Annotated in this window: 14 protein-coding genes; all 14 read left to right on the top strand. The window is 41.7% G+C overall.

Translation table 11 applies throughout. The annotated features are described in order from the left end of the window. Positions 1-2 precede the first annotated feature (2 nt). The 14 genes from EIZ39_RS02710 (at position 3) to EIZ39_RS02775 (ending at position 15558) form a co-directional block, all read left to right on the top strand. Entirely contained in the window at positions 3-407 is a 405-nt protein-coding gene (locus EIZ39_RS02710; protein WP_129197164.1) for a hypothetical protein, read from the top strand. A gap of 35 nt (positions 408-442) precedes the next feature. Then, on the top strand, positions 443-1213 hold the full coding sequence (locus EIZ39_RS02715) for a FliA/WhiG family RNA polymerase sigma factor (RefSeq protein WP_240675674.1): 771 nt from the start codon (positions 443-445) through the stop codon (positions 1211-1213). A gap of 52 nt (positions 1214-1265) precedes the next feature. Next, complete coding sequence (locus EIZ39_RS02720) at positions 1266-1574, top strand: hypothetical protein (RefSeq protein ID WP_129197168.1); 309 nt, start codon at positions 1266-1268, stop codon at positions 1572-1574. 18 nt (positions 1575-1592) lie between these two features. Then, complete coding sequence (locus EIZ39_RS02725; RefSeq protein ID WP_129197170.1) at positions 1593-2048, top strand: DUF6115 domain-containing protein; 456 nt, start codon at positions 1593-1595, stop codon at positions 2046-2048. 168 nt (positions 2049-2216) lie between these two features. Beyond that, positions 2217-2915, top strand: coding sequence for a 30S ribosomal protein S2 (gene rpsB / locus EIZ39_RS02730; protein ID WP_129197172.1), 699 nt, complete (start codon positions 2217-2219; stop codon positions 2913-2915). Positions 2916-3059: 144 nt separating this feature from the next. After that, a complete protein-coding gene (tsf, locus tag EIZ39_RS02735) occupies positions 3060-3944 on the top strand; it encodes a translation elongation factor Ts (RefSeq protein ID WP_129197174.1) in 885 nt (294 codons plus the stop codon). Positions 3945-4047: 103 nt separating this feature from the next. Beyond that, positions 4048-4767 (top strand): UMP kinase, encoded by a 720-nt coding sequence (gene pyrH / locus EIZ39_RS02740; protein ID WP_129197176.1) that lies wholly within the window; start codon positions 4048-4050, stop codon positions 4765-4767. A 6-nt stretch (positions 4768-4773) separates the two neighbouring features. Then, the gene (gene frr, locus EIZ39_RS02745) at positions 4774-5331 is read left to right on the top strand and encodes a ribosome recycling factor (protein WP_129197178.1); all 558 of its coding nucleotides are present in this window, start codon (positions 4774-4776) and stop codon (positions 5329-5331) included. Positions 5332-5403: 72 nt separating this feature from the next. Beyond that, positions 5404-6165, top strand: coding sequence for an undecaprenyl pyrophosphate synthase (locus EIZ39_RS02750; RefSeq protein WP_129197180.1), 762 nt, complete (start codon positions 5404-5406; stop codon positions 6163-6165). A 16-nt stretch (positions 6166-6181) separates the two neighbouring features. Next, the gene (locus EIZ39_RS02755; protein WP_129197182.1) at positions 6182-6955 is read left to right on the top strand and encodes a phosphatidate cytidylyltransferase; all 774 of its coding nucleotides are present in this window, start codon (positions 6182-6184) and stop codon (positions 6953-6955) included. Between the two features lie 15 nt (positions 6956-6970). Beyond that, positions 6971-8110 (top strand): 1-deoxy-D-xylulose-5-phosphate reductoisomerase, encoded by a 1140-nt coding sequence (locus EIZ39_RS02760; protein ID WP_129197184.1) that lies wholly within the window; start codon positions 6971-6973, stop codon positions 8108-8110. Between the two features lie 31 nt (positions 8111-8141). Continuing rightward, positions 8142-9389, top strand: coding sequence for an RIP metalloprotease RseP (gene rseP / locus EIZ39_RS02765; protein ID WP_129197186.1), 1248 nt, complete (start codon positions 8142-8144; stop codon positions 9387-9389). Positions 9390-9428: 39 nt separating this feature from the next. After that, complete coding sequence (locus tag EIZ39_RS02770) at positions 9429-11138, top strand: proline--tRNA ligase (protein WP_164984857.1); 1710 nt, start codon at positions 9429-9431, stop codon at positions 11136-11138. Between the two features lie 109 nt (positions 11139-11247). Continuing rightward, entirely contained in the window at positions 11248-15558 is a 4311-nt protein-coding gene (locus EIZ39_RS02775; RefSeq protein ID WP_129197190.1) for a PolC-type DNA polymerase III, read from the top strand. Positions 15559-15696 lie beyond the last annotated feature (138 nt).

The raw sequence follows: 15696 nt of genomic DNA on the forward strand, positions 1-15696 counted from the left end.
GAATGGGTAAGTATGTCATCAATCTCATTGTAGCGGCTACTGTTTTTCTATTTACATTGTTAACCTCACTAGCCAACAATACCTTTTCAACCTCATTAGTTAGGGCTTCCTTTGGATTCGTTCTTTTTTTTATCATTATGTTTCCTATTAGTTGGTATTTTTTGAGAAAATCTTCTCAAGTAGCCGAGGTGAAAGAGGCTAAGGCGGGTCAGAGCATAAATGCAGCAACACCTGATGAGAATCTACTTCAAAAGATTTCAGAGGAAAGGCAAGTAAACAGCCAAGCATCAGAAAAATCAAATGAATTTGTACCCTTGGCGCCGCCAACTATAAAGAAGAAAGAACCTTCAGCATCATTGGATTCCGAAGAAATCGCTAATGCTGTTCGGATCCTTTCCAATCAATAGAAATGCATTAATACATGGGGGGAGGAAAGGCAAGGGTGGCACGCACCGGCGAAAAGAAGGCGTTAAACGTGGATTTATGGAGACGTTGGAGAGATGGGAATAACCCTGAAGCAGAGGAAGAGCTGATTAGGACTTATCTTCCCCTCGTTCATTATGTGGTTGGTCGACTTTCAATTGGACTGCCGGGTACGGTGGACAAGGGAGATTTGCAGAGTTTTGGACATCTTGGTTTAATGGATGCCATGAAAAAATTCGATTTTGAAAGAGGGCTTCAATTTGAAACTTACGCGATGTGGAGAATTCGAGGAGCCATCATGGACGGGTTAAGAGAGAGTGATTTAATCCCTCGTTCAGCACGCGATAAAGCGAAAAGGATTGAGGAAGCTTATCTTATTTTAGAACAACAGCATCTACGTTCCGTTTCGGATAGAGAGGTAAGTGATTATTTAGGTATTTCAGAAAAAGATTTAGGCCAGGCGTTCTCGGATGCCTCGTTCGCAAGCCTGCTCTCCCTAGATGAACCGGTTCATGATGAGGAAGAACAGAAAGCTTTTCGCCAATCCTTCATCGTAGATGAAAAAGCGAAGGACCCGCAAAAATCATTGGATGAAGCAGTTCAAAAACGAATATTGGCGGATGCTATTGATCGGTTGAGTGAGAAGGAACGTACTGTGGTCTCCCTGTTTTATTATGAGGATCTAACATTAACGGAGATTGCAGAGATTATGAGCCTTTCTCCATCACGTATTTCTCAGATTCATTCCAAGGCCCTTCTGCGGATACGGGCCCTACTAAATAAGAATTAATTATGGTAAATTAAAAAGTAAGAAACTTTTCTCGTGAGGGGGAGGTTCGTGGATGAGTTTAAAATCGGTTGAGTTGCAGGTAGCCATTCCCAAGGCAACAGATATAGCCAAGATCCAGCATCAGCTATACCATAAGCCACAACATGACCAACTAGACGAGCACACTCTTTTACAAAAGAAGCAATCAGAGAATGCACAACGTAGTAATGAAGTCGATAAGACGGATAAGGCAAGCATCAAGGATAAGCAAGAAGCGTTAAATCAACGGACTCCTAAGAAAAACAAAAAGAAGAAGAATAACGAAGAAGAACAACAACCAGCACATCCTTATAAAGGTAAAACTTTGGATATTTCATTATAATAAGAGACGGTGATGACCATGGATGGATGGATATACCTTGTACTTCTATTTGGTATATTCATTGGATTGGTCCTTTTTTTTACGAAAAATAAAAAGGAACCGGCAGAACAGCAAACATTACAAATGATGCAGTCCTTTGCTAACGAATTAGTAGCGGAGAACCAACGGATCACTCAAACGATGATGGAGATAAATAAACAAACTTCGGTTAAGATAGTAGAGATTCAAAAAACACTGCAACAGTTGGAATATCGTATCACACAGTTAGAAGAAAGAGCATGGAAGGAACAAAACGTTTCAAATAGTAGTTCGGAAGAAGATCAACAAGTTCGAGATATACTGCATTTAAGAAATCGTTACAAAGAAGTTTTTGATTTATACTATAAAGGACTTTCAATAGAGGAAATTTCAAAAAAATTAGGCTATGGCAAAGGAGAGCTGGAGCTCATCCTGCAGTTATCGGGAAAGCGTTAATTTTGTTGCAGGATTTGTTGCTTTCAGACGATACATATGATATAGTTAACAACAGTGTAAAAATACACACGTTCGCCAATTCGATTAAGGGTGCTATTCTAGATAATAGTCTTGATTGAAAATGAGGTGAACGGAGGATAATAAAACCATTGAAGGAGGTGCGTGAAGATGGCAGTTATTTCTATGAAACAATTGCTTGAAGCAGGTGTTCACTTTGGACATCAGACTCGTCGTTGGAACCCAAAAATGGCGAAGTACATCTTCACTGAAAGAAACGGAATTTACATTATCGATTTACAGAAGACTGTAAAGAAGGTCGAAGAAGCTTATAACTTCGTCCGTGACGTTGCAGCTAATGGAGGTAAGCTTCTTTTCGTTGGAACGAAGAAGCAAGCCCAAGATTCTGTAAAGGAAGAAGCAGAACGCAGTGGTATGTACTATATCAACCAACGTTGGTTGGGTGGTACTTTAACTAACTTCTCTACTATTCAGAAGCGTATCAATCGTCTTCATGAACTAGAGAAGTGGGAAACTGACGGTACTTTTGAAGTTCTTCCTAAGAAAGAAGTTATTCTTCTTCGCAAGGAAAAGGAACGCTTAGAGAAATTCCTAGGTGGTATCAGTCATATGCGCGAACTTCCGGATGCAATGTTTATCATTGATCCACGCAAGGAGCGCATCGCTGTTGCTGAAGCACGCAAGTTAGGTATCCCAATTGTTGCGATTGTTGATACTAACTGTGATCCAGATGAAATTGATTATGTGATTCCTGGAAACGACGATGCAATTCGTGCGGTTAAGTTATTAACTGCTAAAGTTGCTGACGCGATCATTGAAGGTAATCAAGGTGAACAAACAACTGCGTAAGGCGTAAGATTTAAGGGTGGCCTAAGGGTGTAGTAACCCTTACCGCCCTTTTTCTGTATGACAGAAAACTTAGAGCCTGAACGGTACGTAAGTTTTCTAGGGATTATTAACTATTTTAAATACATATGATGAAGGAGGATCTTTATGTCTATTAGTGCAGGCATGGTCAAAGAACTTCGTGAAAAAACCGGAGCTGGAATGATGGATTGCAAGAAGGCGCTTCAAGAATCCAATGGGGATATGGAGCGTGCAGCAGAAATTCTTCGTGAAAAGGGAATTGCAAAAGCAGCGAAGAAATCTGATCGTATTGCTGCGGAAGGATTAGCTTCCGTTGAAGTGAAAGGAAATTATGGAGTTGTGCTTGAGGTTAACTCCGAAACTGACTTCGTAGCAAAGAACGAAGAATTCCAAAACCTTACAAAGGAAATTGCAAGCCATTTAGTTGAACAACGTCCAGCTAACCTTGAGGCAGCTCTTGAGGCTCCATTCGGTAATGTGTCTTCCCTAAACGAATACTTAAATGAGAAGATCGCAAAAATTGGAGAAAGAATTTCCTTACGCCGATTCTCCGTTCTTGAAAAAGCTGAAAATGGTGCATTCGGTGCTTATCTACATATGGGTGGAAAGATTGGGGTGCTTGTTGTTCTTGATGGAACAACGGATGAAGCCCTTGCTAAAGATGTAGCGATGCATATTGCTGCAGCTAACCCTAAGTACGTATCCCGTGATCAAGTTTCCCAAGAAGAAGTGGAAAAAGAAAAAGAAATTCTTAAAGCTCAGGCTCTTAATGAAGGAAAACCAGCTAACATTGTAGAAAAAATGGTAGAGGGACGTTTAAGCAAATACTTCGAAGAGATCTGTGTAAATGACCAACCATTCGTTAAGGACCCAGACAAGAAAGTCGGTAAGCTTCTAAGTGAAAAAGGTGCTTCTGTTGTAACGTTTGTTCGCTATGAAGTTGGTGAAGGTTTAGAAAAGCGCCAAGAAAACTTCGCGGAAGAAGTTATGGCTCAAACAAAGAAGCAATAGTATTGGATATGGGGGACACGAGGTGTTCCCCATTTTTGAAGATAATGAATACGCCACATCACAAACGCAATGAATCTTTCATGGAACGATTGGAGGGTCATACATGCCTCTACCCGCATATAAGAGGGTTGTACTGAAATTAAGTGGAGAAGCTTTGGCTGGAGAGATGGGTTATGGAATTGAAGCCAAGGTCATTACATCCATAGCTGAGCAAATTAAAGAAATCGTTGAATTAGGAGTACAGGTAGCCATCGTGGTTGGTGGTGGAAATATTTGGCGAGGAATTGCAGGTAGCGCCAAAGGAATCGATCGCGCAACAGCGGATTACATGGGAATGCTAGCAACGGTTATGAACAGTATAGCTCTTCAAGATGGATTGGAGAAAGCAGGGGTGCCTACCCGTGTTCAGACTTCCATTGAAATGAGGCAAGTTGCCGAGCCTTATATCCGTAGGAGGGCTATTCGACATCTAGAAAAAAATCGTGTGGTGATTTTTGCCGCAGGTACAGGGAATCCATACTTCTCCACTGATACAACAGCTGCCCTTCGAGCGGCTGAAATTGAAGCGGAAGTTATCCTAATGGCGAAGAATAAAGTGGATGGTGTCTATAATGCTGACCCATCGACCACTCCTGATGCTGTAAAGTATGATCGTCTATCTTTCCTTGAAGTGCTGAATCAAGGATTAGGCGTTATGGATTCTACGGCATCATCCCTTTGTATGGATAATAATATCCCGCTGGTTGTCTTCGCAATTACCGAAGAAGGAAATATTAAGAAAGCAATTATGGGAGAAAAAATTGGTACAATCGTAAAGGGGTAATGAATCATGCCGCAAACCGTCATTCAAAATGCTGAAGAACGTATGTCTAAAGCTCTATCTGCCTTGAAAAAAGAGCTCTCTACTCTTCGTGCAGGAAGAGCTACTCCAGCTTTGCTAGATAAAGTTCAAGTTGATTACTACGGAACGCCAACCCCAGTGTCCCAGATGGCTAATGTATCCGTACCTGAAGCTCGTCTGATCACAATTCAACCTTGGGATAAAACTCAATTAGGCCCTATTGAGAAAGCCATCCTGAAGTCAGACCTTGGCTTAACACCAACGAATGATGGTAGTGTGATCCGCTTGATGATTCCTCCATTAACTGAGGAAAGAAGAGCGGAACTTGTCAAACTGGTGAAAAAAGAAGGCGAGGAAGCAAAGGTTGCGATTCGTAATGTTCGTCGTGATGCCAACGATGCTTTCAAGAAATTTCAAAAAGATGGAAGTATCTCTGAGGATGATTTGAAAAGATACCAAGATAACATCCAAAAGTCAACAGATAGCAATATTCAGCAAGTAGATAAAATTGTCCAAGAAAAAGAAAAAGAAATCATGGAAGTCTAACGTTTGTCATATTGCCCCCATCTTTTAAGTCATGGGGGCTTATGTATATTGCCTATTTTTGGGGGAAGACTTATGTTAAATAGGATTACCAAATGGATGCAAGGCAAGGATGGAGAACAGCTTACCCTTGATCTTGATAACATTCCTAAGCATATTGCGATCATAATGGACGGTAATGGCAGATGGGCGAAGAAACGAGGGTTGCCACGTGTTGCCGGACATCGAGCCGGGATGAAAACGGTCAAAGAAATTACGAGAGCAGCGGATGACATTGGGGTAAAAGCATTAACTCTTTATGCATTTTCTACGGAGAATTGGAAACGCCCTAAAGATGAAGTGGAATATCTAATGAGACTTCCTCAAGAATATCTGCTAACTGAACTGAAAGAATTGATCGAACAAAATGTTCAAGTTCGCATGCTTGGTAATAAAGATCAACTCCCTGATTATACGATTAAGGCTGTGCTTGAGGCACAGGAAAAAACCAAAAATAATACCGGACTTATCTTGAATTTTGCGCTAAATTATGGCAGTCGTGATGAAATGCTTCATGCGATTCGTTGTATTGCGGATGAAGTGAAGAAGGGAAATCTAGATGTAGAAGGTATTACAGAGAAGGCTATGGAACGACATCTTTTTACAGTAGGATTGCCTGATCCTGATTTACTCATTCGTACTAGTGGTGAGGTGCGCCTCAGTAATTTTATGCTGTGGCAGTTGGCCTACTCCGAACTATACTTTAGTGAAGTGTATTGGCCTGACTTTAATCGTGATGAATTTTATAAAGCTATATATGAATATCAGCACCGGAATCGTCGCTATGGCGGGGTATAGTTGGAGTGGATAAACATTGAAGACAAGAGTGATAACTGGAGCGATAGGAGGAGCTGTATTTCTTTCCCTTCTATTTTTAGGGGGAGTTAGTTATGGAGTCCTCCTTTTTTTCATCGCATTGGCTGGCTACTACGAGTGGCTGAAGATGAATAAGATATCTATTGGAAACCTCTCATCGATAATTGGCTTCTTGTTTACGATTTATTATTTTCTACCAAGTCACATCACGGGCGGTTTAACGATTGAAGCTTTTATCTTGCATCTTCTCATTCTATTAGCTGTGCCTGTTGTAAGCAAAAACAAATCCTCTATTCATGAGGTTTCTTATATATTTATGGGATCAGTTTATCTTGGTGTATCACTACACCTTATGCTTGAGACCCGTCTATTGGAGGAGGGATTAATTCTAACCCTTGCCGTATTATTGGCCACTTGGGCTACGGATACCTCTGCTTACTTTGTTGGAAAAGCTATTGGTAAACGGAAATTATGGCCTACCATCAGTCCAAACAAAACCATTGAAGGGTCATTGGGAGGAATTGTGGTAGCTGTAATTGTACTTGCTATATTGTCCTCTTTTTCCGATTACCTTACCTTATCCCATGCTTTTATTTTAGCTCTTGCCGTCTCCATTTTCGGTCAAGTGGGTGATTTGGTAGAATCAGCTGTAAAAAGGACTTTAGGAGTCAAGGATTCCGGGCAAATCTTACCGGGTCATGGCGGTGCGTTAGATCGTTTCGATAGTTTACTGTTTATTTTCCCGGTATTACACCTATTATCCTTGATTTAGGAAGGAGTACGTTTTTTGAAATACATATCTATACTGGGTTCTACGGGTTCGATCGGCAAGCAAACCCTAGACGTTATATCTCAGCATCCCGATCGTTTTCAAGTCATGGGTCTTGCTGCAGGAGCAAATTGGGAGGAGCTTATCCAGCAAGCTGCCCAATTTAGACCTCGGATCGTTTCGGTTGGAACAAAAGAATTAGCAGATAAAGTGCGTATGCATGTTTCACAAGATATTCGAGTTACATATGGTTCACAAGGAGTATTAGAAGTAGCGACATGGTCGCAAACGAATTTTGTAGTCTCTGCTATGGTAGGAAGTGCAGGTCTTGCCCCTACATTACAGGCTATCGAGGCTGGTAAAACAATAGGATTAGCCAATAAAGAGACCCTTGTTTCAGCTGGTCATATTGTGATGAGGCTTGCAGAAGAAAAAAAGGTAGAGATTTTACCAATTGACAGCGAGCATTCAGCTATCCATCAATGCCTCCAAGGTGAAGACCGAAGAGCAATTAAACGACTTATTCTTACCGCTTCTGGAGGTTCATTTAGGGATAAGACCAGAGAAGAACTTGAGGGAGTTACCGTGGACCAAGCCCTTGCACACCCGAACTGGAAAATGGGGGCGAAAATCACGATTGATTCTGCTACAATGATGAATAAAGGCTTGGAGGTTATTGAGGCACATTGGTTATTTAATCTACCTTTTACCCAAATTGACTCCGTATTACACCGAGAGAGTATCGTTCACTCTATGGTCGAATTTACGGATTCTGCCATCATTGCCCAACTAGGAACACCGGATATGAGAGTGCCGATACAATATGCGTTGGGTGACACGCATCGATTACCTCTTGACGTCCCGGCATTCGATTTGAGTCAAGCTTTGTCGCTAAATTTTGCCCCTATGAACTTTGAGCGATACCCAGCGTTAAGGCTGGCCTATGAATGTGGTGAGGCAGGAGGGACTATGCCCACAGTCCTAAATGCCGCTAATGAAGTAATGGTAGAGCGATTTTTGAAGGGACAAATCTCGTTTACTCAAATTGAGAGCAACATTGAGAAAGTATTGGAGAAGCACCAGAGAATAGCCAATCCACAGTTAGAGGCAATTTGGGATGCTGATCATTGGGCACGGAGAGAAGCGAGCCTAGTCTAAAACCATAAATTAGCCAGAAAGGTGGGGTATTATGTTTGAGGTCTTATCCATCATTCTAGTGTTTGGTGCGTTAGTGTTTTTTCATGAGTTAGGGCACTTGGTATTTGCAAAGCGTGCCGGAATACTCTGCCGTGAGTTTGCGTTAGGTATGGGTCCGAAGTTATTTTCTTTTAAAAAAGGAGAAACCACTTATACCCTGCGCTTGTTGCCCATCGGTGGATTCGTCAGAATGGCAGGAGAGGATCCTGAGGTGGTGAAGATCAACCCAGGACAAGAAATAGGGATCATTCTTGAAAATGAAAAGATCGTTCGAATTATTGTTGATCAGTTAAGATCTCATCCTCAAGCCGAAGTGATCTCCGTTGAACGAATCGACTTGGATAAAAAATTACTTATTGAGGCTTACCTCGATGGAGAATTGCATCGTTGGAACGTCCATCCTCAAGCTATGATGGTTTCTCATGGACAAGAGATACAGATTGCCCCTTGGGATCGCCAATTTGGAAGCAAGACGGTTCGTCAGCGAGCAACAGCTATCTTTGCCGGCCCTGCTGCGAATTTTATCCTTGCTTTCATCCTTCTTATGGTGATGGCACTTTCTTATGGAACACCTACGAATCTACCTTACTTAGGAGAGATCAGTAAAGGCGGACCTGCTGAACGTGCGGAACTCAAAGAAGGAGATCGAATCTTACAAGTTAACAATCAAGCGGTTCAGTCATGGCAAGATATCGTGACGATTGTTAGTCAATCACCCGGACAGGAATTGACCTTTATTATTGAAAGAAATAAAGAGCAATTCACAGTACCGTTAGTCACAGATTCGCTAGACGTGGAAGGGAAGGCCGTAGGTAAAATAGGAGTTTATCCTCCTGTAACGAAGGAATTCGGACCATCCTTAAACTATGCAGGAGAGACGACCTGGCAGTTTTCTACTCTCATCTTTAAGGGGCTAGGCATGTTGGTTACGGGCAAGGTTTCTATGGATGAACTTTCGGGCCCTGTTGGGATTTTTAATTATACCTATGAAGCCGCAGAAAGAGGCATGGCTATCCTATTGAAATGGTCTGCTATTCTAAGTATAAATTTAGGGATTATTAATCTTCTTCCTTTACCTGCTTTAGATGGTGGGAGATTAGTGTTTCTCATGCTTGAAGCCGTTCGTGGAAGACCTGTGGACCCGCAAAAGGAAGGTATGGTTCACTTCTTAGGCTTTGCTTTCTTAATGCTATTGATTTTAGTAATCACGTGGAATGATATTCAAAGATTTTTCTTCTAATTGATTGTGCTGTGTACGCGTTTAAGGAGGATGAAGGAATTGCGTCAATCGAGTTTGTTACTTCCGACACTAAGAGAAGTGCCATCGGAAGCAGAGATAGCTAGTCATAAATTAATGTTGCGTGCTGGTTTGATTAAGCAATTGGTTTCTGGTGTGTACTCTTACTTGCCCCTTGGGTACCGAGTGGTACGAAAGGTAACTCAGATCGTTCGTGAAGAGATGGATCGTTCCGAGGCACAAGAAATATCGATGCCTGCTATTCAGCCTGCAGAACTTTGGCAAGAGACAGGAAGATGGGAAGCGTACGGTCCTGAGTTGATGAGACTAAAAGATCGTCATGACCGCAGCTTTGTATTGGGTCCTACTCACGAAGAAGTCGTCACTAGTATAGCTAGAGATGGAATTAACTCTTACAAGAAGTTACCGATTAACTTATACCAGATTCAAACGAAGTATCGTGATGAGGTAAGGCCAAGATTCGGTGTTATTCGGGCGAGAGAATTCATCATGAAGGATGCTTATTCCTTCGATGTTGATCGTGATGGTTTGGACCGTAGTTATCAGGCGATGTATGACGCTTATACTCGTATTTTTACAAGATGTGGAATGGACTTTAGAGCTGTTGAAGCAGATGCTGGAGCCATTGGTGGAAAAGGGACACATGAGTTTATGGCCCTTTCCGATATAGGTGAGGATACGATTGCTTATTGTAACTCTTGCAACTATGCAGCTAACCTAGAAAAGGCTGATGTTGTGTACCAAGGTCAAGCTTCTGGGGAAACTTCCGAAACGCTAGAAAAGGTGCATACACCTGCGATTAAAACAATAGCTCAGCTTACAGAGTTTTTAGGCTTACCAGCGGAGAAGACGATAAAGTCGCTCTTGTTTAAGGTGGATCAACAGTATGTTCTTGCTCTTATTCGTGGAGATCATGAATTAAACGATATTAAACTTAAGAACATGTTTGATGCAAATGTAATCGACATGGCAACTGAACAAGAGGTAATGGAGGTTCTTGGTTCGCCTGTGGGATTCGTAGGTCCTATTGGACTTCAAGAAAAACCAGTAGCTATTGTGGCGGACCAAGCCGTGAAAGATATGGTCAATGCCGTGGTTGGTGCTGGTGTAGCTGATTATCATTATAAAAATATCACACCGGGTCGTGATTTCGAGGTTTCTCAGTATGGAGACTTAAGAAATATTCAAGAAGGCGATCCATGTCCGCAATGTGGAGGAGAGATTCGATTTGCAAGAGGCATTGAGGTTGGTCATGTTTTCAAGCTAGGTACACGTTATAGCGAAAAAATGAAAGCAACCTTCCTTGATGAAAACGGGAAAGAAAAACCTATGATCATGGGTTGTTACGGAATAGGCATCTCGCGTACGGTTGCAGCCGTTGTGGAACAAAATCATGATGAGAATGGTATTATATGGCCTCTTTCCATTGCACCGTTTCATATCCACCTTATCGCGGTCAACCCTAAGAATGAGGATCAGTTAAAATTAGCTGAAAGCCTGTACGAGCAAATTTCCCAAGCAGGATATGAGGTGTTATACGACGATCGACCAGAACGTGCAGGGGTGAAATTTAAAGATGCAGATCTTATCGGACTTCCTTTGCGCATTACGATAGGGGCAAAGGCAAGTGATGGTCTAGTTGAATGCAAGATACGCAAGTCCGGGGAAATGCAGGAAATCGCCGCTGATCAAGTTTTGGACTATATGAAAGAAACACTATCTAAGCTATAATATGATTGAAGAAGGTTGGGTTCCGATTAACTCTCGGAACTCTTTCTCTTTTTTGGAACGTATTTTGTGTTATGGGTAAGGAGAAATAGTAAAGCAGGGGTGTAAGGGGATGCAGCAATGGCTAGAACAGAAGGAGCGATTTCAACTTCTTTTACGACAGGCTGACATACCTGAAGAGTATAGAAGCCTATATTTTGCAGAAGGAAGAATTGATAGATTAGAACTAACAAGACAAAACAAGCAATGGACATTTTACATTGAACTAGAAAACATTTTGCCTAGTTTAGTCTATCGAGCTTTTATTCAGCGACTGCAAGCGACTTTCTCGCATATTGCAGTGGTAGATTGTTACGTGTCCTATATGAATCCAGTAGACATTCAAGCCTTCATTACAGATTATTGGGGGTACATTTTTGACATCCTGGCTGGCCAATTAACATCACTTGCCGGTATTATGAAGGAAACGGTGCCTGATATTGCAGGTAATAAATTAATTCTCTCCGTAACAAACGAGATCACTCTCTCCATGGTAAAGAAAAAGGAAGTTGATCGTCTAATAAGTGCAACAATGTTTAAAATGCTAGGTACTCACGTTCAAGTAGAATTCAAGGTCGTAGAGTCTGATGAAGACTATCAAGCTTTTCTTGAACAACGTATGCAAGAGGATCGCTCTCGTGCCTTAGAAGCCCTCATTGAAACCGAGAAAGAAAAGGAAAAAGGAGAATCGACCTCCCTCGCAGAGGCGAATGTGGAATTTCTCATTGGATATAAGATTCAGGATGATCCGAGCCCGATTCAGCAAATTGTGGAAGAAGAAAAGAGAATTACCATTCAAGGTCAAGTGTTCTCTACTGAAATCCGGGAACTTAAGAGCGGAAGATCATTGCTCACCTTTAGAGTTACCGATTATACCGACTCGATTAGCGTAAAGATTTTTTCCCGTGATAAGGAAGATCTTGTGATGATGAAAGCCGTTAAAGAAGGCATGTGGGTCAAAGTAAGGGGACGAGTAACTTATGATCAGTTTGCCCGTGAACTTGCGATGGAAGCGAATGATGTAAATGAAATTAAACCAAAGAACATCAGACAGGATACAGCAACTGAAAAACGGATTGAACTTCATTTACACACACCGATGAGTACAATGGATGCTATTACTCCTGTGAAAAAGCTGGTCGCTCAGGCTGCCAAGTGGGGACACAAGGCAATAGCCATTACGGATCACGCGGGGGTGCAGAGTTTTCCTGAAGCCTACAGTGCAGCACAAAAAGCTGGGATTAAGGTCATCTATGGGTTAGAAGCCAACATTGTAAATGATGGGGCGCCCATCGCTTATAATCCTAGTGATTTGCCCTTAAAAGAGGCTACCTATGTGGTTTTTGACGTGGAAACGACGGGACTATCCGTTGTCTATAATCAAATTATTGAACTAGCAGCCGTTAAAGTAAGAAATGGAGAGATCATTGACAGGTTCGAGAGATTCGCGAATCCACATGAGAATCTTACCAATACCATTATCGAGCTAACCGGCATTACCGATGATATGTTGGTCGATGCACCCGAGATTGACCAAGTATTGAATGATTTTAGGGAATTTGTAGGGGATGCCGTATTAGTAGCCCATAATGCTAAGTTTGACATGGGTTTTGTTAATACAGGATATCGGAAGTTGAATCAACCTGAGTTAAAAAATTCCGTTATAGATACATTAGAATTAGCTCGCTTTCTATTGCCAGAGCTCAAAAATCACCGTCTTAATACAATCAGTAATTATTTAAACGTGGAGCTTGTGAGCCACCATCGTGCGGTTTATGACGCCGAAGCAACGGGAAATGTTCTCTGGAAAATGGTGTTGCGTCTGGAAGAACGCAACATGACGAATTTACTTCAACTTAACGATCATATGGGCAGAAACGGTGACTGGATGCGTCAGAGGCCTTTCCATGGGATGATTCTTGTGCAAAATCAGGTAGGATTGCGAAATTTATATATCCTTGTTTCCAAGGCGCATACCGAATACCTTCATCGAGTGCCTAGGATACCACGCAGTGAGCTTATTAAATATCGCGAAGGATTGATTATTGGTTCGGGATGTGAACGTGGAGAGCTGTTTGAAACCGTTATGCAGAAGTCCATTGAAGAAGCTGAGGAAGTTGCTAAATTTTATGACTACCTCGAGATACAACCTACCTATTATAATCTTCACCTCATCGAGAAGGAATTAGTGAAGGACGAACAGGCTTTGCGGGACATTAATCGAAAGATAATGGAGCTTGGGCAGAAGCTAGGAAAACCGGTCGTTGCCACCGGGAATGTACACTATCTAGATCCACACGAAAAAATATATCGTCAAATTCTTGTTCGTAGTTTGGGTGGCGCAAGTATGCTTAAACCTGATAAGCTTCCAGATGCTCACTTTCCAACAACGAATGAGTTTCTAGATGAATTTAAATATCTTGGAGAAGATCAAGCTTATAATGTCGTAATCGCAGGACCGAGTCAAGTCAATGAATGGATAGAAGACGTTAAGCCGATTCCAGATAAATTGTATACACCAAAAATTGACGGTGCGAACGAAGATACGGAAGTGATGAGCTATGAACGTGCGAAAAGAATATATGGTGATCCGCTTCCGGAGCTCGTTCAAAAAAGACTGGAAAAAGAATTGAACAGTATTATTGGTCATGGTTTCGCGGTTATTTATTTGATCTCTCATAAGCTGGTGAAGAAGTCGCTTGACGATGGCTATCTTGTTGGTTCACGTGGTTCCGTAGGATCTTCCTTTGTGGCTACCATGATGGAAATCACAGAAGTTAACCCATTGCCTCCTCATTACGTTTGCCCGAGTTGCAAGCATTCTGAGTTTATAGAAGACGGTTCTGTGGCTTGCGGATACGACTTGCCGGATAGAGATTGTCCACAATGTGGCACAAAATACAATAAAGATGGACATGATATTCCCTTTGAAACATTCTTAGGTTTTAAGGGAGACAAGGTTCCCGATATTGATTTGAACTTTTCAGGAGAATATCAACCGAGAGCACATAACTATACGAAAGTGTTGTTTGGTCCAGACTATGTGTACCGCGCCGGAACAATTGGTACAGTAGCAGATAAAACAGCGTATGGGTTTGTAAAGAAGTATGAAGAAGAAAAAGGATTACAACTTAAAAATACAGAGGTTCTTCGCCTAGCGTCAGGCTGCACGGGAGTAAAACGAACAACGGGTCAGCATCCCGGTGGTATTATCGTTGTTCCGGACTATACGGATATCTATGACTTTTGTCCAATTCAATTTCCAGCAGATGATAAGGAATCAGAATGGAAGACTACCCATTTTGACTTTCACTCGATTCATGATAACTTGTTGAAGCTTGACATATTAGGACACGATGATCCGACAGCGATTCGTATGCTACAGGATTTAACTGGGCTGGATCCGAAGGGAATACCGACTGATGATAAAGCGGTTATGGGAATCTTTAGTAGTCCAGAATCTCTTGGTGTATCAACAGAACAAATAAGAACGAATACGGGAACACTCGGGATTCCTGAGTTTGGTACAAAATTCGTACGACAGATGTTGGAAGATACTAAACCTTCAACGTTTGCGGAACTTGTTCAGATCTCTGGACTTTCCCATGGGACGGATGTTTGGTTAAATAATGCTCAAGAACTGATTCGTAAAGGGACCTGCACCTTAAAAGACGTTATTGGTTGTCGTGATGATATCATGGTCTACTTGATGTATAAAGGCTTAGAACCGAGTCTCGCTTTTAAGATCATGGAAAGTGTGCGTAAAGGGAAAGGACTTACTCCAGAGATGGAGGAAGATATGTTGGCTAATAAAGTGCCAGACTGGTACATCTGGTCATGTAAGCAGATCAAATACATGTTTCCGAAGGCGCATGCAACGGCCTATGTTCTCATGGCCGTACGTATTGCCTATTTTAAGGTTCACTATCCATTGGAGTATTATGCAACTTACTTTACAGTTCGTGCAGATGATTTTGACATTCCAATCATGGTTAAAGGCAGTGCCGCCATACGGGCGAAAATTGAAGAAATTGAAAGAAAAGGGAATGACGCTCAGCCGAAAGAGAAGAACTTGCTGACTGTACTAGAAATTGCGTTAGAAATGTGCGAACGAGGCTTTCATTTCAAAAATATTGATTTATACCGTTCTCATGCCACTCAATTTCTCTTAGATGGTAAAGGCTTAATTCCTCCATTCAATTCCTTGCCAGGCGTTGGAACGAATGCCGCCATAAGCATTGCAGCTTCCAGAGAAAATGGAGAGTTTTTATCCATTGAAGATCTACAACAAAGGTCAAAGGTATCTAAAACCGTCATTGAATACCTGCAAGAACAAGGATGTTTACAGGGACTTCCTGCATCAAACCAATTATCATTATTCTAGAAAATGGAAATATAATGTTTTTCCGGGTACCTGTTATTGCTAGGGCTTCTGGGTTATGGTATAATCTTTTTGGAAATACTAAGGATACTTGAATTTTTGAGAGTGGGGAAACCCACTCTTTCGTTTTATACTTTTTGA

It is taken from the genome of Ammoniphilus sp. CFH 90114, assembly GCF_004123195.1.
Taxonomy (GTDB): domain Bacteria; phylum Bacillota; class Bacilli; order Aneurinibacillales; family RAOX-1; genus YIM-78166.

Excerpts from the sequence above, each read along its gene's own strand:
- EIZ39_RS02710 (WP_129197164.1), top strand. The coding sequence starts at position 3 with ATGGGTAAGTATGTCATCAATCTCATTGTAGCGGCTACTGTTTTTCTA.
- frr (WP_129197178.1), top strand. The coding sequence starts at position 4,774 with ATGCCGCAAACCGTCATTCAAAATGCTGAAGAACGTATGTCTAAAGCT.
- EIZ39_RS02775 (WP_129197190.1), top strand. The coding sequence starts at position 11,248 with ATGCAGCAATGGCTAGAACAGAAGGAGCGATTTCAACTTCTTTTACGA.
- EIZ39_RS02750 (WP_129197180.1), top strand. The coding sequence starts at position 5,404 with ATGTTAAATAGGATTACCAAATGGATGCAAGGCAAGGATGGAGAACAG.
- EIZ39_RS02725 (WP_129197170.1), top strand. The coding sequence starts at position 1,593 with ATGGATGGATGGATATACCTTGTACTTCTATTTGGTATATTCATTGGA.
- EIZ39_RS02720 (WP_129197168.1), top strand. The coding sequence starts at position 1,266 with ATGAGTTTAAAATCGGTTGAGTTGCAGGTAGCCATTCCCAAGGCAACA.
- pyrH (WP_129197176.1), top strand. The coding sequence starts at position 4,048 with ATGCCTCTACCCGCATATAAGAGGGTTGTACTGAAATTAAGTGGAGAA.
- tsf (WP_129197174.1), top strand. The coding sequence starts at position 3,060 with ATGTCTATTAGTGCAGGCATGGTCAAAGAACTTCGTGAAAAAACCGGA.
- rpsB (WP_129197172.1), top strand. The coding sequence starts at position 2,217 with ATGGCAGTTATTTCTATGAAACAATTGCTTGAAGCAGGTGTTCACTTT.
- rseP (WP_129197186.1), top strand. The coding sequence starts at position 8,142 with ATGTTTGAGGTCTTATCCATCATTCTAGTGTTTGGTGCGTTAGTGTTT.